Origin of the sequence: Polaromonas sp. JS666, assembly GCF_900103405.1 — a bacterium.
In the GTDB taxonomy this organism is placed as follows: Bacteria; Pseudomonadota; Gammaproteobacteria; order Burkholderiales; family Burkholderiaceae_C; genus Polaromonas.
The window spans coordinates 21,188-39,882 of record NZ_FNHX01000014.1 but is presented as its reverse complement, the minus strand read 5'-3'; the positions used below and the strand labels follow the sequence as shown (position 1 = coordinate 39,882).

General features: G+C 65.6%; 18 protein-coding genes. 8 read left to right on the top strand and 10 right to left on the bottom strand.

All coding sequences use genetic code 11. The annotated features are described in order from the left end of the window. Positions 1–5 precede the first annotated feature (5 nt). Positions 6–638 carry a LysE/ArgO family amino acid transporter gene (locus tag BLQ85_RS22055; protein ID WP_074580113.1) on the top strand — a complete coding sequence of 211 codons (633 nt, stop codon included), beginning with the start codon at positions 6–8 and terminating at the stop codon, positions 636–638. On the opposite strand, the gene BLQ85_RS22050 is transcribed toward BLQ85_RS22055, so the two are convergent. The 7 genes from BLQ85_RS22050 to BLQ85_RS22020 form a co-directional block, all read right to left on the bottom strand. Next, positions 635–1,084, bottom strand: coding sequence for a DUF2214 family protein (locus BLQ85_RS22050; protein WP_007872710.1), 450 nt, complete (start codon positions 1,082–1,084; stop codon positions 635–637). The genes BLQ85_RS22055 and BLQ85_RS22050 overlap by 4 nt on opposite strands. A gap of 30 nt (positions 1,085–1,114) precedes the next feature. Beyond that, complete coding sequence (locus BLQ85_RS22045; RefSeq protein WP_074580112.1) at positions 1,115–2,050, bottom strand: LysR family transcriptional regulator; 936 nt, start codon at positions 2,048–2,050, stop codon at positions 1,115–1,117. A 61-nt stretch (positions 2,051–2,111) separates the two neighbouring features. Next, complete coding sequence (locus BLQ85_RS22040; RefSeq protein ID WP_175456175.1) at positions 2,112–3,041, bottom strand: SMP-30/gluconolactonase/LRE family protein; 930 nt, start codon at positions 3,039–3,041, stop codon at positions 2,112–2,114. Positions 3,042–3,053: 12 nt separating this feature from the next. Further along, positions 3,054–4,025: a Bug family tripartite tricarboxylate transporter substrate binding protein gene (locus BLQ85_RS22035; RefSeq protein ID WP_074580111.1), complete on the bottom strand. Its 972-nt coding sequence runs from the start codon at positions 4,023–4,025 to the stop codon at positions 3,054–3,056. Positions 4,026–4,075: 50 nt separating this feature from the next. Further along, positions 4,076–5,056 carry a Bug family tripartite tricarboxylate transporter substrate binding protein gene (locus tag BLQ85_RS22030; protein ID WP_074580110.1) on the bottom strand — a complete coding sequence of 327 codons (981 nt, stop codon included), beginning with the start codon at positions 5,054–5,056 and terminating at the stop codon, positions 4,076–4,078. 41 nt (positions 5,057–5,097) lie between these two features. Next, positions 5,098–6,327: a CaiB/BaiF CoA transferase family protein gene (locus BLQ85_RS22025; protein ID WP_175456174.1), complete on the bottom strand. Its 1,230-nt coding sequence runs from the start codon at positions 6,325–6,327 to the stop codon at positions 5,098–5,100. Further along, positions 6,320–7,285 (bottom strand): hydroxymethylglutaryl-CoA lyase, encoded by a 966-nt coding sequence (locus BLQ85_RS22020; RefSeq protein WP_074580108.1) that lies wholly within the window; start codon positions 7,283–7,285, stop codon positions 6,320–6,322. The genes BLQ85_RS22025 and BLQ85_RS22020 overlap by 8 nt, the downstream gene beginning before the upstream one ends. 98 nt (positions 7,286–7,383) lie before the next feature. Here BLQ85_RS22020 and BLQ85_RS22015 point away from each other — a divergent pair, with 98 nt between their 5' ends. Then, positions 7,384–8,112: an IclR family transcriptional regulator gene (locus tag BLQ85_RS22015; RefSeq protein WP_074580107.1), complete on the top strand. Its 729-nt coding sequence runs from the start codon at positions 7,384–7,386 to the stop codon at positions 8,110–8,112. A gap of 20 nt (positions 8,113–8,132) precedes the next feature. Here BLQ85_RS22015 and BLQ85_RS22010 read toward each other — a convergent pair whose 3' ends face one another. Then, positions 8,133–9,053: an aldose 1-epimerase gene (locus tag BLQ85_RS22010; protein WP_074580106.1), complete on the bottom strand. Its 921-nt coding sequence runs from the start codon at positions 9,051–9,053 to the stop codon at positions 8,133–8,135. A gap of 46 nt (positions 9,054–9,099) precedes the next feature. Then, positions 9,100–10,011 carry an SMP-30/gluconolactonase/LRE family protein gene (locus tag BLQ85_RS22005; RefSeq protein ID WP_074580105.1) on the bottom strand — a complete coding sequence of 304 codons (912 nt, stop codon included), beginning with the start codon at positions 10,009–10,011 and terminating at the stop codon, positions 9,100–9,102. Between the two features lie 150 nt (positions 10,012–10,161). Here BLQ85_RS22005 and BLQ85_RS22000 point away from each other — a divergent pair, with 150 nt between their 5' ends. Beyond that, a complete protein-coding gene (locus tag BLQ85_RS22000) occupies positions 10,162–10,974 on the top strand; it encodes an SDR family NAD(P)-dependent oxidoreductase (RefSeq protein ID WP_074580104.1) in 813 nt (270 codons plus the stop codon). A gap of 166 nt (positions 10,975–11,140) precedes the next feature. On the opposite strand, the gene BLQ85_RS21995 is transcribed toward BLQ85_RS22000, so the two are convergent. Beyond that, positions 11,141–12,100, bottom strand: a complete 960-nt coding sequence (locus BLQ85_RS21995; RefSeq protein ID WP_074580103.1) for a LysR substrate-binding domain-containing protein — start codon at positions 12,098–12,100, stop codon at positions 11,141–11,143. Between the two features lie 107 nt (positions 12,101–12,207). On the opposite strand from BLQ85_RS21995, the gene BLQ85_RS21990 reads away from it, so the two are divergent. The 5 genes from BLQ85_RS21990 (at position 12,208) to mmsB (ending at position 18,657) form a co-directional block, all read left to right on the top strand. After that, entirely contained in the window at positions 12,208–13,659 is a 1,452-nt protein-coding gene (locus BLQ85_RS21990) for an aldehyde dehydrogenase family protein (RefSeq protein WP_074580102.1), read from the top strand. A 54-nt stretch (positions 13,660–13,713) separates the two neighbouring features. Next, entirely contained in the window at positions 13,714–14,679 is a 966-nt protein-coding gene (locus tag BLQ85_RS21985) for an ABC transporter substrate-binding protein (protein ID WP_074580101.1), read from the top strand. A 64-nt stretch (positions 14,680–14,743) separates the two neighbouring features. Then, on the top strand, positions 14,744–15,814 hold the full coding sequence (gene chvE / locus BLQ85_RS21980; RefSeq protein WP_074580100.1) for a multiple monosaccharide ABC transporter substrate-binding protein: 1,071 nt from the start codon (positions 14,744–14,746) through the stop codon (positions 15,812–15,814). Between the two features lie 118 nt (positions 15,815–15,932). Continuing rightward, positions 15,933–17,438, top strand: coding sequence for a multiple monosaccharide ABC transporter ATP-binding protein (mmsA, locus tag BLQ85_RS21975; RefSeq protein ID WP_074580099.1), 1,506 nt, complete (start codon positions 15,933–15,935; stop codon positions 17,436–17,438). Position 17,439: 1 nt separating this feature from the next. Next, positions 17,440–18,657, top strand: a complete 1,218-nt coding sequence (gene mmsB, locus BLQ85_RS21970; protein WP_074580098.1) for a multiple monosaccharide ABC transporter permease — start codon at positions 17,440–17,442, stop codon at positions 18,655–18,657. The last annotated feature ends 38 nt before the right edge of the window (positions 18,658–18,695 follow it).

Below are 18,695 nucleotides of genomic sequence, written 5' to 3'. Positions count from 1 at the left end.
ACCGTATGAACCCGCTTGCCGCCCCTGCTTTCCTGACCGGTATGGTCCTGAGCCTCTCGCTGATCATGGCCATAGGCCCGCAAAACGCCCACGTCATACGCATGGGCCTGCTGCGCCAGCACCTGTGGCTCACGGTCGCCCTCTGCGTGTTGACCGACGTGGCGCTGATCGCCCTGGGGGTGATGGGGCTGGCGCAGCTGGGCGGCCTGTCCGACAAGCTGCTGGGCGCGATGACGGGCGCGGGCGCGCTGGTGCTGCTGGTCTACGGCGCCCAGGCGATGCGCCGTTTTTTGCAGCCGGCGCCGCGGTCGGCTGACGGTGCGCCGGCCGCCGCCGAGATCATTTCGCGCCGCAAGGCGGTGGGCCTGGCGCTGGCGCTGTCCTGGCTCAATCCCCATGCCTGGCTGGACACGGCCGTGGTCATAGGCACGGCCTCGCTGGCCTATGCGCAGCCCGACAACGCGGTGTTCGGCCTGGGCGCCATCACCGGTTCGCTGCTGTGGTTCACCGGCCTGGGGGTGGCGCTGTGGTGCGTGGGGCGCCGGCTCAACTCACCGGCCGTCTGGCGCGCCATGGACTTGCTGGTGGCGCTGATGATGTGGGGCACCGCCTTCTGGCTGGTGCGCGGTCTTCTTTAGCCAAAGCCCCGCGCGAGGAACACCGCCACCAGCGGGATAAACGGCAGGATGTGCGCCTGCACCATCACCAGTCGGCGTGCTTTTTTGACCTCCACCGCGTCGGGCAGGGCGCCATTGGCGCGCAGCGCGCGCCGCCAGCGCACAAACATCAGCGTCGGCTTGATGGAGATCAGCCCTATCACCAGGAACATCGCCAGTTTTAAGTAGAGCAGGGGGTTGTGCGCATACCAGGCCGCGCCCTTGCTGCCCAGGAACACGCGCGCCAGGCCGGTCGCCAGGACCAGGCCCGCGGAGATACCGTAGACCATGTCTATCTTGCCCAGCCGTTCGACCACTGCGGCGTTCAGCCATTCGACGCGGCACAGCGCCGCCTCGCTCGCGAGAAAAACCACCATGGTGAGAATCGCCAGCAGGTGGGCATAGGCCAGCAGGGCTTCGAGCGTCATCGCGGGGTCCTTTATTCCTTGTGGGGTTTGTCAGGGCTTGAGGGCGGCGGCGGTGGCCGCCGGGCTGCGCCAGAATTCGGGCTGGCTGTAGTGGTGCTTGAGAAAGTCTACCCACAGCCGCACCCGCAGCGGCAAATGTTTGCGCTGCGGGAACACGGCGTAAATGCCGTTGGGTGGCGCGGCAAAGTCTTCGAGCACCGCCGTCAGCCGCCCGGCGGCGATCTCCGATTCGACCTCCCAGGTGCTGCGCCAGGCAATGCCGCAGTCGGCCAGGCACCAGTCGTGCAGGACCTGGCCGTCGGAGCAGTCGAGCGGCCCGCCCGGCTTGAGGTGCACCAGCTCGCCGCCCACCTGGAAGGCCCAGCCCCGCGTCTGCGAGGCGTCGCTGGACAGCGTGAGGCAGTCAAAACGCGCCAGCTCGCTGGGGTGCTGCGGCGTGCCGTGGGTCTTGAGGTAGCGCGGCGTGGCCACGCACAGGCGCCGGTTGTCGGCCATGCGCACGCTGACCAGCGAGGAATCGGGCAGGTCGCCCACGCGCACGGCGCAGTCAAAGCCTTCGCCCGCCAGGTCGACCACGCGGTCGCTGAGGTTCAGCGAGATCGTCACGTCGGCATGCTGCTCGCGAAAGCGGGTCACCAGCGGCGCGACGTGCCGGCGCCCGAAGCCCGCCGGCGCGGTGATGCGCAGATGCCCGCTGGCCTTGACGCCGCCGGCCGACACGCTGGCCTCCGCATTGGCCAGGTCGGCCAGCAGGCGCTGGCAGTCTTCCAGGAAGGCGCTGCCTTCATGCGTGAGCGCGATGCGCCGCGTGGTGCGCACCAGCAGCTTCACGCCCAGCCGCTCTTCCAGCGCGTCCAGCCGTCGGCCCATGATGGCCGGCGCCACGCCTTCGGATTTGGCGGCCGCCGTCAGGCTGCCGCGCGCCACCACCGAGACAAAGGATTCCAGCTGTTTGAGTTTGTCCATGCGCCTTCATTATGCGCATGAATGTCAGTAATCAACAGAGAATCTCTGCTTATTCCGCTGTTCATTCCGGAGTGTCGTGTGAATACAAAAGCTGGCCCGGCGCGGGCAGCTCTGCCGTCAGCACGCTGCCGGTCTGTGATTCCGTCATGAGCAGTTCGCGTGTGCCCGGCCGGAAGGCGACATTGGTGACCGTGGCGCCCACGGGGCTGCGCACGAAATGCGTGACTTCGCCGCGCGCATTGAGCACAAAAGCGCCGCCCAGGCTGGCATGCGCGACCACCAGCCGGCCCTCAGCGTCCAGCGCCATGCCGTCGGGGCCGCTGGCGCCAAAGAAAGTCTGGAAGGCGCCCATCTTGGAGATGGAGCCGTCGGGCAGCAGCGGCGCGCGCCACACCGCGTTGCCGCGCGTCACGGCGACAAACAGCAGCTTGCCGTCAGCGCTCAGCGCGAGGCCGTTGGGGCTGGGCGCGTTTCCCAGCAGCAGGTCGAGCTGGCCGTTTTCGCGCAGCCGGTAGACGCGGCCCGTGGGGTCGTGCAGGCCGGTCTGCCCCTGGTCGGTGAAATAGCACTGGCCTTGCGCGTCGAAAGCAAGGTCGTTCACCCCTTTGAAGGACTCGCTGTTGCGGTGGCCCAGAACCGTGTCCACGCGGCCTGTGGCCGGGTCCAGCCTGAGGATGCCGCGCCGGTAGTCCGCGATCCAGACGCTGCCGTCGCGGTGCACCGCCAGGCCGTTGGGCCAGCCCTCGTACTGCGCGACTTGCGTCCATTGCAGCTCGGGGCTCACGCGCAAGATGCGGCCGTAGGGAATGTCGACCAAGTACAGGTTGCCGGCGCGGTCGAAGGCCGGGCCCTCGAGAAAGCTGTCCATGACGTGGCCGGGCTTGTTGGCATCCACCCAGGCTGTGGGCCGGGGCTGGCGCAGGCTGTCCGGCAGGCGGGTCAGCACCCGGGCTTCAATGACTTGCGGTGGCGTGAAGGACAGGTTCCACATGCTGCGCGGCCCTTATTCGGGCTTCACGCCGGCGAGTTTGGCGACCGTGCCCCAGATCAGGGTTTCCTGCTTGATGAAACCGGCAAAGTCGGCCGGCGCCATGCCGCCGGGCTGCGCGCCCTGCTGCGCCAGGCGTTCGCGCAGGGCCGGGTCGGCCAGCGCTTTTTTGACTTCTGCCTGCAGCTTGCCGACCAGCTCGGGCGGCGTACCCTTGGGTGCCACCAGGCCGAACCAGTTGGTGACCGTGTAACCGCGCAGGCCCGCTTCCCGGAAGGTGGGCACATCGGGCAGGCTGGACAGGCGCTTGTCGCCGGTGACGGCCAGCGCGCGCAGCTTGCCGCCCTTGACCTGCGGGATCGCCGTGGGGCTGGCGGTGACCAGCACGTCGACCTGGCCCGACACCACCGCCAGCATGGCTTCGCCGGCGCCCTTGTAGGGGATGTGGGTCATGAAGAACTTGCCTTCCTTCTTGAGCAGTTCGGCCGACAGGTGGGTGGAGCTGCCCGGACCGCCCGAGCCGAAATTGAGTTTGCCCGGGTTCTTCTGGGCGAAGGCCAGCAGTTCGGCCAGCGTCTTGTAGGGCGAGTTGACGCCCACCACCAGCACCACCGGCGTCAGCGCGATGGTGGTCACCGGCACCAGGCCGTTGGCATGGTCCCAGGGCAGCTTGTTGAACAGCGAAGGCAGCATCGCATAGGTGGTGTCGTTGGTCAGCAGGGTATAGCCGTCGGGCGCGGCCTTGGCCACCAGGTCCGTGCCTATGGTGCCGCTGGCGCCGGCCTTGTTTTCGACATAAAAGGACTGTTTGGTCTGTTCGGTGAGTTTTTGCGCGATCTGCCGCGCCGCATAGTCGGTGGTGCCGCCGGGCGCGTAGGGCACGATGATGCGCACCGGCTTTTCGGGCCAGGCGGTTTGCGCCCCCGCCGTGAGTTGGGCCAGGCCCAGGCCCGCGGCGATAAAAATGGTTTTCAGGTTTTTGTTCATGCGTGTCTCCGTTGATGTCGTATGGCGGTGTCGCCGCTCAAGAGGCCCGTTCAGTCCGGCTTGACGTGCGCAAGCTGGATCACCTTGCCCCATTTGTCCTGCTCAAGGCGCTGGAACGCGGCCAGTTTCTCCGGCGTGCCTCCGGCGGGTATGGCACCCAGGTCCGTCAGGCGTTTGGCCACTGCCGGCTGCTTGAGCGCCGCGTCCACCTCGGCGGACAGGCGCTTGACGATGTCGGGCGGCGTGCCGGCGGGCGCATAGAGCGCATACCAGGACGAGGCCTCGAAATCCTTCATGTTCAGCGCCTCCGCGACTGTGGGCACATCGGGGTACTGCGGCAGGCGCTGCGCGGTGGTGACGCCCAGCATCCTGAGCTTGCCGCTTTTCACAAAGGGCGTGCTGGTCAGCAGGGTGTCAAACATCAGTTGCACCTGGCCCGCCACCACGTCGCCGATGGCGGGACCCGAGCCCTTGTAGGGAATGTGCGTCATGAAAGTGCCTGTGCGGTACTTGAAGTACTCCGGCACCAGGTGTGAGGAGCCACCGTTGCCGGCCGACGCAAAATTGATCTTGCCGGGGTTGGCCTTGAGCCGCTCCACGAGTTCCGGCAAGGTCGCCACCGGCAGCACCCGCGGATTGGCCACCACCACGATAGGCACGGTCACCACCAGGGACACCGGCGCGAAATCCTTGTTGGCGTCGTAAGGAATCTTCTCGTGCAGCCTGGGGTTGATGGCCATGGTGCCTATGCTGGCCATCATCAGGGTGTAGCCGTCGGCCGGTGCTTTGGCCGCCTCGCCCACGCCAATGAAACCGTGGCCGCCCGCCTTGTTTTCCACAATCACCGGCGTCTTGAGCGACTCGCCGATGGCCTGGCCCAGGACGCGCGCCGTGATGTCGGTCGGCCCGCCCGCCGGGAAGGGCACGATGATGCGGATGGTCTTGGCGGGCCAGGCGGTTTGCGCCCCTGCCGTGAGCTGGGCCAGGCCCAGGCCGGCGGCCAGCAAAACCGCTTTCAGCTTGTTGTTCATGTCTGTCTCCGTGGGTGTTCTGTGGTTTTGTTCTGGAATGCTCAGCGCGTGATGCCGCCGGCCTGCAAGGCTGCGATCGCCTCGCCTGAATAGCCAAGCTCCTGCAGCAGCTCCCGCGTGTGCTCGCCCAGCCGCGGCGGGTTCATGCGCACGCCCGGCCGTTCGCCGCCCAGCGTGAGCGGCAGCAGCACGGTGGAAGTGGTTTGCCCCGCGCGCTCGCCGTCGGCCAGCGTGATGGGCGCCAGGCCGCCGGTGGCCTTGAGGTGCGGGTCCTCGAACAGGTCTTGCGGCCGCGTGATGGGCGCAAACGGCAGCGCGTGTTTTTCGAACACCGCGCCAAGCTCGGCGGCACTGTGCCCTGCCAGCTGCGAGCGCAGCAGCGGCATCAGCCAGTCGCGCGCGCGCACGCGGTCGTTGTTGCTTTGCAGCCGCGGGTCGGCCCGCAGCTCCTGCAGGCCGAAGGCCTCGCAAAAAACCGCCCACTGCGTGTCGCTGACCACGGCCAGGAAGATCTGTTCGCCGTCCTTGACCGTGAACACGTCGTAGACCGCCCAGGCCGAGATCCGGCTGGGCATGGGCGCGGCGGGCTGGCCGGTCACGGCGAACTGCATCATGTGCTGGGCCACCAGAAAGACGTTGTTCTCGAACAGCGCGGCCTGCACCTCCTGGCCCTTGCCGGTTTTTTCGCGCGCGGCCAGTGCCGCCATCGCGCCTATCGCGCCGAACATGCCGCCCATGATGTCGTTGACGCTGCTGCCGGCGCGCAGCGGGTCGCCGGCGCGGCCCGTCATATAGGCCAGGCCGCCCATCATCTGCACCACCTCATCGAGCGCCGTGCGGTGGTCGTAAGGGCCAGGCAGGAAACCCTTGTGGCTCACGTAGATGAGCCGCTCGTTGAGCTTGCTGAGCGAGGCATAGTCCAGGCCCAGCTTTTTCATGGTGCCGGGCTTGAAGTTTTCGCTGACCACGTCGGCCGTGGCGACCAGCTTGAGCACCAGCTCGCGTCCCTCAGGCGTCTGCAGGTCCACGGCAAGGCTTTTTTTGTTGCGGTTGAACATCGGGAAAAAGCCCGCGCCCGAGCCGATCAGCTTGCGCGTGTTGTCTCCGGCAATCGGCTCGACCTTGATGACCTCGGCCCCCAGGTCGGCCAGCAGCATGCCGCAGGTCGGCCCCATGACCATGTGGGTGAATTCGACGACGCGCAGGCCGGCATAAGGCAGGGCCTTGGCGGACCCGTTCGGTGGCGTGCCGGTTTCCGGCATGTCAGGCATGGACGGCTCCCTGCACAAAACCCTTGGGCAAACCCGCCTCGGGTGTCATGCCGTAAATCGCCTCGCACGGCAGCCCGGCCCGCAGCGGCTCCCGCGCGGCCATCAGCCTGGCGAGGTCCACGCCGGTCGAAACGCCCATGGCCTCGAACATGAAGACCAGGTCTTCGGTGACCACATTGCCCGAGGCGCCCGGCGCATAAGGGCAGCCGCCCAGGCCGCCCAGCGATGAATCAAAGGTGCGCACGCCTTCCTCGTAGGCCGCCAGGCAGTTGGCCAGGCCCAGGCCGCGCGTGTTGTGCATATGGGCCGCGCCGGCGTGCTCGCCGATTTCCGCGCGCAGCCTGCGGAACAAACGCCTGACCTGCGCCGGGTTGGCATAACCCGTGGTGTCCGACAGGCCTGATTCGTCTGCGCCCGCCGCAATGCACTGCGCGGCCAGGCGTATCACCTCGTCCTCGGCGACCTCGCCCTGCAGCGTGCAGCCGAAGGCGGTGGAAATGCCGGCCTCGACTTTGACGTGCGGCGCGGTGTCGCGCCGCAGCGCCGCGATGGCGCGCACCTCTTCGACCATCTCTTCGCGGCTCTTGCGCACATTGGCCAGCGAATGTGCGGCGCTGGCCGACACCGGCAGGGTAAGCTTGTGCACGCCGGCCGCCAGGGCCGCCTGCGCGCCGCGCAGGTTGGGCACCAGCGCCATGACGGTCAGGCCGGGCAAGGTCAGGGCATGCCGCACCACCTCGGCCGCGTCGGCCATCTGCGGCAGCAGCCTGGCCGGCACAAACGATGCGACTTCGATCTCGCGCAGGCCAGCTTCGTAGAGGGCGCTGATCCAGCGCAGCTTGTGCTCCGTCGGCATCACGGCCTTGACCGATTGCAGGCCGTCGCGCGGGCCGACTTCGCTGATCAGCACTTCGGGAGGCGGCCGGGATGCCCGGGAGGTGCTTGCATTCGTGGTCATAGTTCTGTAGGATGGAATATAGTTCTCTCTAGTGAAATATTCGGCGCTAAACGCCGGCTTGTCAAGCCGCGCGCTGCGCCAAGCCTTGAAAGCTGCGTATGCCCCGTAAAGCCCAGATCGAATCCCTGGCCGACAGCCACGCCGCACCCGGCGGCGCCGCCGCGGTGGACCGCGCCCTGACTCTGCTGTCGGCCTTCCGCGCGGGCGACACCTCGCTGAGCCTGGCGGAACTCGCAAGCCGCACGCAGCTGTACAAAAGCACGACGCTGCGCCTCTTGGCCTCGCTGGAGCACGCGCGCCTGGTGCAGCGGCTGGACGACGGCAGTTACGGGCTGGGCAACGAGGTGGCGCGCCTCAACGCGGTGTATGCCGCCTCGTTTTCGCTGGACCGCGTGGTGCTGCCGGTGCTGCGCCAGCTGGTCGCGGCCACCGGCGAGAGCGCGGCCTACCATGTGCGCCAGGGCGAGGCCCGCCTGTGCCTGTACCGGGTGGACTCGCCGCAGCCGATCCGCGACCACATCCGGGCTGGCGACCTGCTGCCCGCCGACCGCGGCACAGGCGCCCGCATCCTGATTGCCTTCGACACTGACAGGGCAAAGGCCGCCGCACGAAAAGACCACCCGCTTTACGCCAGGATCCGCGAGCAGGGTTACTACACGGCCGTTGGCGACCGGCTGGCCGAGGTGGCCGGCATTTCAGCACCGGTGTTCAAGGCCGACGGCGTGCTGGCGGGCGCGGTGACGCTGACCATGCCGGCCAACCGTTACAGCGAAACCTATGTCAAGCCGGTGCTTGAGGCCGCCCGCCGCCTGACGGGCCAGGTTTAAAGCTCTGTCTAGGCTCAGCCCTACGCGGCCAGGGGCTCGATGCGCCACTGGATGTTGAGCGAAAACTGTTCCCCCGGCCCCAGCACACGCAGGCCGGGCTGGCCCGGCAGGTGGAAGGCGTCGATGGGCTGCGTGATGGGCTCAAAACAAAAGGCGGTCCCTTGCGGCGGCCGGTAGACCAGGCAGAAGTGCCGCGCGGCGCCGCCGTCGCGCGCAAAGTCCGGCATGCCGGTCGTGACCTGCAGGTCCAGTTCGGGCCAGGCGATGCTGGCCTTGCCGCCCCAGCCGGTGTAGCCGTTGTCGATGAGCGGGCCGTTGGCCGGCGCGCCGCTGTTCAGGTCCCAGCCCGCAGGGAAGTCGGTGGTGTGCGCCACCGGCAGCGGGTCGTCACCGCACAGCCAAAGGCCTTGCACAGGCGCGGTGATCCGCGTCTGCGGCGTGCGCGGGAACCAGGGGTGCACGCCCAGGCCGTAGGGCAGCGGCGCGACGCCCAGGTGGCGCACCCGCACCTGCTGGTCCAGCCCGCCGTCGACCAGCCGGAAAGTCTGCACGGCTTCATAGTCATAAGGGTTGCCGTCGAAGCCGTGCGACACCAGTGTCATCACCAACGTGTCCTCGGCGGGCTGCGAGAGCTCCCAGGGCTGCAGCCAGCCGTCGCCATGGATGGGATAGGGCTCGCCCTTGCGGTTGGGCCGCATCGCGTGAAACTGCCCCGCGTGTTGGAAGCCGCCGCCGCTGATGCGGTTGGACCACGGCACCATGGCAAACGAAGCGGTCTGGTAGAGGTCTGCGGTTTTGCCGTCCCAGGGCCGCCAGAGATCCAGCGGCCCTTGTGGACGCTCGAGCTGCCAGGCGGCGACGCTACCGCCCAGCGAGGGCAGCAGTCCCAGGCGCTGGCCGGCGTGGCGCAACCAGGCAACAGGGTGTGCGGAATCGGTCATCGAAGGTCTTTCACGGTGAAGGGGGTCATGCGCTTTGCGCGCGGCATCAGCCGCCGAACAGGCCGGCCGGCATGCCCGGGCTGTCCATGGCCACCGCGAACAGGCCGCCGGCCAACGGCTGCTCGGCGAGCTGCTCCGGCGTGAGCCCGGTGCGGGCCGTGCTGATAAAAAGCGTGCGCAGGTCCGGCCCGCCGAAGGCGCAGTTGGTCACATGGCTGGTGGGCAGCGGCACGCGGCACAGCTCCTGCGCGGTGACCGGGTCATGGCAGCTGACGCAGGCCCCTCCCCAGTGGGCGATCCACAGGCGGCCTGCCGCGTCGGTGGTCATCCCGTCGGGCACACCGTCGCCGGCCGCAAAGGCAAGCCAGAGTCGCTTGTTCGACAAGGTCCCCGCCGCACTGTCGAAGTCGTAGGCATGGATGCGGCCGTTGACGGTGTCGTTGAAATACAGGCAGCGCCCGTCGGCCGACCAGGTCGGGCCGTTGGTCACCGCAAAACCCTGGTCATGGCAGGTGCAGCGGCCATCGGGGTCATAGCGGTACAGCCCGCCGGTGGGGGCCACGCAGTCAAAGTCCATGGTGCCCGCCCAGAAGCTGCCCTGCGCATCGCACTTGCCGTCATTAAAACGATTGCCCGGCAAGGCAAGCTCCGGCTGGTGCAGGTAGTGCGGCTCGCCGCCCGTAGCCGGGTCAAACAGTGCAAAGCCGCGCCGCAGGGTGACGATCAGGCCGGGCGCATGGGCCCGTTCGGCCAGCGCGGAAATTTCCTCGCCAAAAGACCAGTTCTTGCGTTCACCGGTGGCCGGGTCAAAGCGGTGCAGGCGGCGCCCCAGAATGTCCACCCAGTACAGGGCCTTTTCACGTGGCGACCACAAAGTGCCTTCGCCCAGCAGGGCCCCGGCCGGGTCAATGCAAAGCGCGGCGCCGGGCACCGGTATGGCTGGTTGCGGCCTGTGCATGTCCGCGGGGGTATCCTGAATCAATGTCACTGATGTCTCCCTGTTGCGGGCCTGTGCATGGGCGCCCTGGCTCTTGACGCGGTGCATGATATCAATGCATAGTGATGTTGAAAACCTATTGTTTTTAAATCAATCTATATATAAATTGCAATGTCAAACATTTCGAGCCCTGTCTCCATGCGTTCCGCTCCCGCGAGCGACACCCTCTCCGTCTTTCCCAGCCTGAAAAACCGGTCGGTGTTTGTCACCGGCGGCGGCAGCGGCATAGGCGCCGCCATCGTGACGGCGTTTGCCCAGCAGGGCGCGCGTGTCGCATTCATTGATGTCGCGAAGGAGGCCAGCGAGGCGCTGGCCCAGCAACTGGCCGATGCCGGGCATGCCCGCCCCTGGTGGCGCGTTTGCGACGTGCGGGACGTGGCCGCGCTGCAAGCGGCGATTGCCGAAGCGGCGCAGTCGCTGGGCGATTTTTCGGTGCTGGTCAACAACGTGGCCAGCGATGACCGCCACAGCCTGGAATCCGTGACGCCCGCCTACTACGACGAGCGCATCGCGATCAACGAGCGGCCCGCCTTTTTTGCGATCCAGTCGGTGGTGCCCGGCATGCAGCGGCTGGGCGCCGGCTCCATCATCAACCTGGGCTCCACCGGTTGGCAGGGCAAGGGCGCCGGCTACCCATGCTATGCCATCGCCAAGTCTTCGGTGAACGGCCTGACGCGCGGCCTGGCGAAAACACTGGGCCGCGACCGCATCCGCGTCAACACCGTGTCGCCGGGCTGGGTCATGACCGAGCGGCAGATCAAGCTCTGGCTGGATGCCGAAGGCGAGAAGGAACTCGAGCGCAACCAGTGCCTGCCCGACAAGCTGCTGCCCCACGACATCGCGCGCATGGTGCTGTTCCTGGCCTCCGACGACGCCGCCATGTGCACCGCGCAGGAGTTCAAGGTGGATGCCGGCTGGGTTTAATCACCTCCCCCCTCAAGGGGGCTGAGGACCGCGGCTCCAAGCCTGCCTGCGCAGGCTTGGACGGTACGAAGAGTCAGCGACTCTGACGCTGATGCGGCCTGCAAGGCACACTGGCGGCCCGGCAAAGCCGGTTCCGCGGTGTCCCTGGCCTGGGCCGTGTAGGTTTTTAATCCGCTTCCAGCCTTCGGCCGTAGAGCGTGAGGCTCGCCGCCTTGAGCGCCTTCATCATGACCTTGGCAGCGGGTGAAGGCAGCCGGTCGGTGCGGGTGATGATGCCGAAGGCGTCCATATGGCAGGGCATGTCCAGCGGCAGCATGGCGACGATGCCGTGCGCCGCGTAATAGCGCGCCACGTCGGCCGCGACCACGGCCACCATGTCGCTTTGCTGCAGCATGCGCGTGATGAAAAGCAGCGCCGAAGACTCGACCACGTTGATGGGCGGCGCCAGCCCGTCTTCCTGGAACATCAGCTCGAAGCGGTGCCTCAGCACGCTGCCCGCGGGCGGCACGATCCAGGAGGCCGCCACCACGTCGCGCAGGGTCAGGCCCGACACCCCCAGCAAGGGATGGCCCGGCCTGGCCATGGCGCACACCGGCTCCTCGACCAGGGGTTCATAACGCAAATGGGTCTTGTCATGCTCGGCAAAAAGGCGCGCCACCAGGATGTCGAGCTTGCCCTGCTCGAGCCGCTCCAGCAGCACCGGGCTGGTTTCGATGTCCAGCGAAATGCGCAGGCTGGGGTGCTCCTGCTTGACCACGGCCACCGCAGGCGGCAGCAAGGCCAGCCCCGGCGAGGTGATCGCGCCAACGGCGACATGGCCGAAGTGCCCGGTCTTGAGCGCGGTGAGTTCGTCATGCGCCTGGTTCAGGCTGGCCAGCGCCATGCGCGCATGCCGGATCATGGTCTCGCCATACCAGGTCGGCCGCATGCCGCGGGGCAGGCGCTCGAACAGCGGCACTTCCAGGACGTCTTCCAGGTCCTTGAGCAGCTTGGAAGCCGCAGGCTGGGTCATGCTGAGCACCTGCGCCGCGCGGTGGATGTTGCCTTCCTCGGCCAGCGCGACCAGCAGCAGCAACTGCCGGGTTTTGAGCCTTGCGCGTATGAACCAGTGGTTGTAGGTGGTCATCGGGTTTTCCAGAATGCGTAGAACGATATCAATTTTGTCAAAAAAACGATTAGATTGATATCAAAATCGATTCTAGACTGCGTCGTTATGAAAAAGCATCTCTTCTCATGAGATTCGGCGAACCGCAGCACACCGCCCGGCATTACATCAATGGGCGCTGGGAAACCGGCACCACCACGGGCATCAGCAGCAACCCCTCGGACACCCGCGAAGTGGTGAGCGAGTATGCGCGCGCCGACCGCAACCAGACCGAAGTGGCGATCCGCGCGGCCTCCGAGGCCTTGCCGCACTGGAGCCACAGCACCCCGCAGCGCCGCGCCGACGTGCTCGACCAGATAGGCAGCGAGATCCTGGCGCGCAAGGATGAACTGGGCATGCTGCTGGCGCGGGAAGAAGGCAAGACCTTGCCCGAAGGCGTGGGCGAAGCCGCGCGGGCGGGCCAGATCTTCAAGTTTTTCGCGGGCGAGGCGCTGCGTGTCCAGGGCGAGACCCTGGCGTCGGTGCGGCCCGGCATCCAGGTGGACGTGACGCGCGAACCCGTCGGCGTGGTGGGCATCATCGCGCCGTGGAATTTTCCGCTGGCGATCCCGGCCTGGAAGATCGCGCCGGCATTGGCCTACGGCAACACGGTGGTCTTCAAGCCGGCCGAACTGGTCGCCACCTGCGCCTGGGCGCTGGCCGACATCATCAGCCGCTGCGGGCTGCCCGCCGGCGTGTTCAACCTGGTCATGGGCAGCGGCCGGGAAGTCGGGCAGGCGCTGGTCGACCATCCCCTGGTCAACGCGCTGAGTTTTACGGGCTCGGTGGCGACCGGCGAGCGCATCCTGCAGTCCGCGGCCGCGCGCCGCGCCAAGGTGCAGCTTGAAATGGGCGGCAAAAACCCGCTGGTGGTGCTGGCCGATGCCGACCTCGACCAGGCCGTCGAATGCGCGGTGCAGGGCTCGTATTTTTCGACCGGCCAGCGCTGCACCGCCTCAAGCCGCCTGATCGTGGAGGCGCCCGTGCACGACGCTTTTGTCGCCCGGCTGCGCCACCGCATCGCCTCGCTCAAGGTGGGCCACGCGCTGGAGCAAGGCATGGAAATAGGGCCCGTGGTCGACCAGGGCCAGCTGGACAACAACCTGTCCTACCTGGAGATAGGGCGCAACGAGGGCGCCGAGCATGTCTGGGGCGGCGAGCTGCTCGAACGCGCCACACCGGGGCATTACATGAGCCCGGCGCTTTTCCTGGCCAAGCCTGAGCACCGCATCGCGCGCGAAGAGATCTTCGGGCCGGTGGCCTGTGTGCTGCAAGCCGATGACTTCGACCACGCGCTGGCCCTGGCCAACGACACGCCCTTCGGCCTGTGCGCGGGCATCTGCACCACATCCCTGAAGCACGCCACGCATTTCAAGCGCAACGCCGAGGTCGGCATGACCATGGTCAACCTGCCGACCGCTGGCGTCGATTTTCATGTGCCTTTCGGCGGGCGCAAGGGCTCGAGTTACGGCCCGCGCGAGCAGGGCCGCTATGCCGCGGAGTTTTACACGACGGTCAAGACCGGCTACGTGCTGGCCTGAACCACTTCGGATCACGGGAGATTTGTCAGTTTAATTTCAACCAAAGGAGACAACATGAAGATCCAACGCCGTACCCTCGCCGCCGCGCTCGCCTGCGCCCCCCTTGCCGGTCTGCTGCCGGCTTCCGCTTGGGCGCAAAAAGCCATCGTGCTGGGTTTCAGCCAGGTGGGCGCCGAAAGCGAGTGGCGCACCGCCAACACCGAATCCATCAAATCGGCCGCCAAGGATGCCGGCATCGAGCTCAAGTTTTCGGATGCCCAGCAAAAGCAGGAGAACCAGATCAAGGCCATCCGCTCCTTCATCGCGCAAAAGGTGGACGTGATCGCCTTCTCGCCGGTTGTCGAGTCGGGCTGGGAAACCGTGCTGCGCGAAGCCAAGGCGGCGAAGATCCCGGTGGTGCTGACCGACCGCTCCGTCAATGTGAAGGACACCTCGCTGTATGTCTCCTTCATGGGCTCCGACTTTGTGGAAGAAGGCCGCAAGGCGGGCCGCTGGCTGGTGGAAAAAATGAAGGGCAGCAGCGGCCAGGTCAACATCGTCGAGCTGCAGGGCACCGTGGGTTCCGCGCCGGCCATAGACCGCAAAAAAGGTTTTGAGGAAATCATCAAGGCCGACCCGAAGTTCAAGATCATCCGCTCGCAGACCGGCGACTTCACGCGGGCCAAGGGCAAGGAAGTGATGGAAGCTTTCCTCAAGGCCGAGGGCAAGAAGATCAATGTGCTCTATGCACACAACGACGACATGGCCATAGGCGCGATTCAGGCGATCGAGGAAGCCGGCATGAAGCCGGCGAAAGACATCACCATCATCTCCATCGACGCCGTCAAGGGCGCCTTCGAGGCCATGATGGCCGGCAAGCTCAACGTCTCCGTGGAATGCAGCCCCTTGCTGGGCCCCCAGCTGATGGCCGCGGTGAAAGACATCAAGGCCGGCAAGCCGGTCCAGAAACGAATCGTTACTGAAGAGGGGATTTTTCCGATGGAAGTGGCAGCCGCGGAATTTCCCAAGCGTAAGTACTGATGGGGCGCCAGCAATGGCGCGCGGATACTGCAAGAATCATTGACAACAGACAAGGAGACAATTCATGAAGCGTATTTTTCTGAAGACTTTGCTGGCCAGCCTGGCCCTGGCCGCCGTCGGTATCGCACCGCTGGCCCATGCGCAGGACAAGGGCAGCATAGGCATCTCGATGCCGACCAAGTCCTCTGCCCGCTGGATCGCCGACGGCGACAACATGGTCAAGGTGCTCAAGGAGCGCGGCTACAAGACCGACCTGCAGTACGCCGAGGACGACATCCCGAACCAGCTCGCCCAGATCGAGAACATGATCACCAAGGGCGTGAAGGTGCTGGTGATTGCCTCGATTGACGGCACCACCTTGTCCAAGGCCCTGCAAAACGCGGCCGACAAAGGCATCAAGGTCATTGCCTACGACCGCCTGATCAAGGGCTCCAAGAACGTGGACTACTACGCCACCTTCGACAACTTCCAGGTCGGCGTGCTGCAGGCCACCAGCATCGTCGACAAGCTGGGCCTCAAGCAGGGCAAAGGCCCCTTCAACATTGAGCTTTTCGGCGGTTCACCCGACGACAATAACGCTTTCTTCTTCTACGACGGCGCCATGAGCGTGCTAAAGCCCTACATCGACAGCGGCAAGCTGGTGGTGCGCAGCAAGCAGATGGGCATGAACAAGGTGGGCACCCTGCGCTGGGACGGCGCCGTGGCGCAAGCGCGCATGGACAACCTGCTGTCGGCCTACTACGGCAAGGAAAAAGTCCACGCGGTGCTGTCGCCGTATGACGGCCTGTCCATCGGCATCCTGTCTTCCCTGAAGGGCGTGGGTTATTGCACCGCGCAGCAACCCTGCCCGGTGGTCAGCGGCCAGGACGCGGAAATCGCTTCCGTCAAGTCCATCCTGAAAGGCGAGCAGTACTCGACCATCTTCAAGGACACGCGTGAACTCGCCAAGGTCACGGCCAACATGGTGGACGCCATGCTGTCCGGCAAGCAGCCCGAGATCAACGACACCAAGACTTACAACAACGGTGTGAAAGTGGTGCCCTCCTATCTGCTCAAACCCGTGGCCGTCGATGCGTCCAACTGGAACCAGGTGCTGATCGGCAGCGGTTACTACAAAGAATCCCAGATCAAGTAAGCATTCGCTGAAAACAAAACGGAACAAACGGCCCCACGCCGCAAGGCGCGGGGCCGTCAACGCCAAGAGGTGGCAATCACCTTGCATCAAAGGACAGGCATTGGAAACGATTCTGGAGATGCGCGACATCCGCAAGACCTTTCCAGGTGTTGTCGCGCTGAACAAGGTCAACCTGCGCGTGCGCGCGGGTGAGATCCATGCCATCGTCGGCGAAAACGGCGCCGGAAAATCGACCTTGATGAAGGTCCTCTCCGGTGTCTACCCGCATGGCTCTTACAGCGGCGACATCGTCTACGAAGGGCAGGAGCGCCGCTTCCTCGGCATCCACGACAGCGAGCAACTGGGCGTCATCATCATCCATCAGGAGCTGGCCCTGGTTCCGCTGCTGTCCATTGCCGAGAACATCTTTCTGGGCAACGAAACCGCGCAGCACGGCGTGATCGACTGGATGGCCGCGCACAGCAAGACGCAGGCTCTGCTGAAAAAAGTCGGCCTCAAGGAATCCCCCGCCACGCTGATCACGGACATCGGCGTGGGCAAACAGCAACTGGTGGAAATCGCCAAGGCCTTGTCCAGGCAGGTCAAGCTGCTCATCCTCGACGAGCCCACGGCCAGCCTCAACGAAAACGACAGCCAGGCGCTGCTCGACCTGTTGCTGGAACTCAAGGGCCATGGCATCACCTGCATTCTGATTTCGCACAAGCTCAATGAAATCTCCCGCGTGGCCGATGCGATCACCATCCTGCGTGACGGCAGCACCGTGGAAACGCTGGACTGCCGCGAAGAGGCCGTCAGCGAGGACCGCGTCATTCGCGGCATGGTGGGCCGCGAGATGGCCGACCGCTACCCGCCGCGCCAGCCGGAAATCGGCGAGACCGTGTTTGAGGTGCGCGACTGGAACGTCTACCACCCGCTGCACACCGACAGGAAATTCATCAAGGGCGTGAGCCTGCAGGTGCGGCGCGGCGAGATCGTCGGCATTGCCGGGCTGATGGGGTCGGGGCGCACGGAGCTTGCCATGAGCATCTTCGGCCGCTCCTGGGGTCGCCGAATCAGCGGCCAGGTGCTGCTGAACGGCAAGCCCGTCGATGTGGGCACGGTGGAAAAAGCCGTCCGCCACGGCCTGGCCTATGTGACCGAAGACCGCAAGGGCAACGGGCTGGTGCTGAACGAAGACATCCAGTTCAATGTGTCGCTGGCCAATCTCGAAGGCGTGTCGACCGCCGCGGTGATCGATAGCGGCAGCGAATACCAGGTCGCGCAGCGCTACCGGGAAAAACTGCGCATACGCTGCTCCGGCGTCGGCCAGAAAGTCCTCAACCTCTCGGGCGGGAACCAGCAAAAGGTGGTGCTCGGGAAATGGCTGTTCACCAGCCCCGAGGTGCTCATCCTCGACGAGCCCACGCGCGGTATCGACGTGGGCGCCAAGTACGAAATCTATACCCTGATGGCCCAGCTTGCGGCCGAGGGGAAATGCATCATCGTCATTTCTTCGGAAATGCCGGAACTGCTGGGTATGACGGATCGCATCTACGTCATGAATGAAGGCCGTTTCATCGCCGAGATGCCGACGGCCGAAGCCTCCCAGGAAAAGATCATGCGCGCGATCGTGAAAGCAAGCTGAAATGAAGAACGAATCCTCCAACGCCACCATGCCACCGGCCAAAGCCGCGTCCGCAGGCGACAAATCACCGCTGGACTACCTGAAGCACAACTTCCGCGAGTACGGCATGCTGGTCACGCTGGTGGCCATCATGGCTTTCTTCCAGTACATGACCGAGGGCACGCTGATGCAGCCCCTCAACCTGACCAACCTGGTGCTGCAAAACAGCTACATCGTCATCATGGCGCTGGGCATGCTGCTGGTCATCGTGGCGGGGCATATCGACCTGTCGGTGGGCTCGGTCTGCGGCTTCATAGGCGCGATGGCCGCCGTGCTGATGGTGCAGTACGACTGGCACTTCGTGCCCGCCTCGCTGCTGTGCCTGGGCTGCGGCGCGCTGATAGGCGCGCTGCAGGGGTGGTTCGTCGCCTTCTTCCGCATTCCCTCCTTTATCGTCACGCTGGCGGGCATGCTGGTGTTCAAGGGGCTTGCGCTGGCGCTGCTGCAGGGCCAGTCGGTGGGCCCCTTCCCCGAATCCTTCCAGAAGCTCAGCTCCGGCTTCATGCCGGACCTGCTGAGCAGCGAAGGCCTGCGCATGACTTCGCTGCTGCTGGGCGTGGTGCTTGCCGCCGTGCTGGCGGCCGCCGGCCTGCGCGCGCGGGCCCGCCAGGTCAAGCACGGCATCCAGGCCGAGCCCGCCGGCATCTTTTTTGTCAAAACCGCGCTGTTCGCTGCGCTGCTGGTGTATTTCAGCTACCTGCTGGCGTCCTACCAGGGCCTGCCCAACGTGCTGATCGTGATGGCCGTGCTGATCTTCCTGTTCCACTTCATCACGGGGCATACCACGATAGGGCGGCGCATCTATGCGCTGGGCGGCAACGAAAAGGCGGCCAAGCTCTCGGGCATCAAGACCGAACGCCTGGCTTTCTACACCTTCGTCAACATGGGGGTGCTGTCGGCGCTGGCGGGGCTTGTGTTCGCCGCGCGCCTGAACACCGCCACGCCCAAGGCCGGCCTGGGTTTTGAACTCGACGTCATTGCCGCCTGCTTTATCGGCGGGGCTTCGGCCTCGGGCGGCGTCGGCAAGGTCATGGGCGCGGTGATAGGCGCGTTCGTGATGGGCGTGATGAACAACGGCATGTCCATCCTGGGCGTCGGCATCGACTACCAGCAGGTCATCAAGGGCGTGGTGCTGCTGGCCGCCGTGTTTGTCGACGTCTATAACAAAAACAAGGCATGAGCCCTGCGGCCGTCCTCAAGGCGAATACCGCAGCGCTT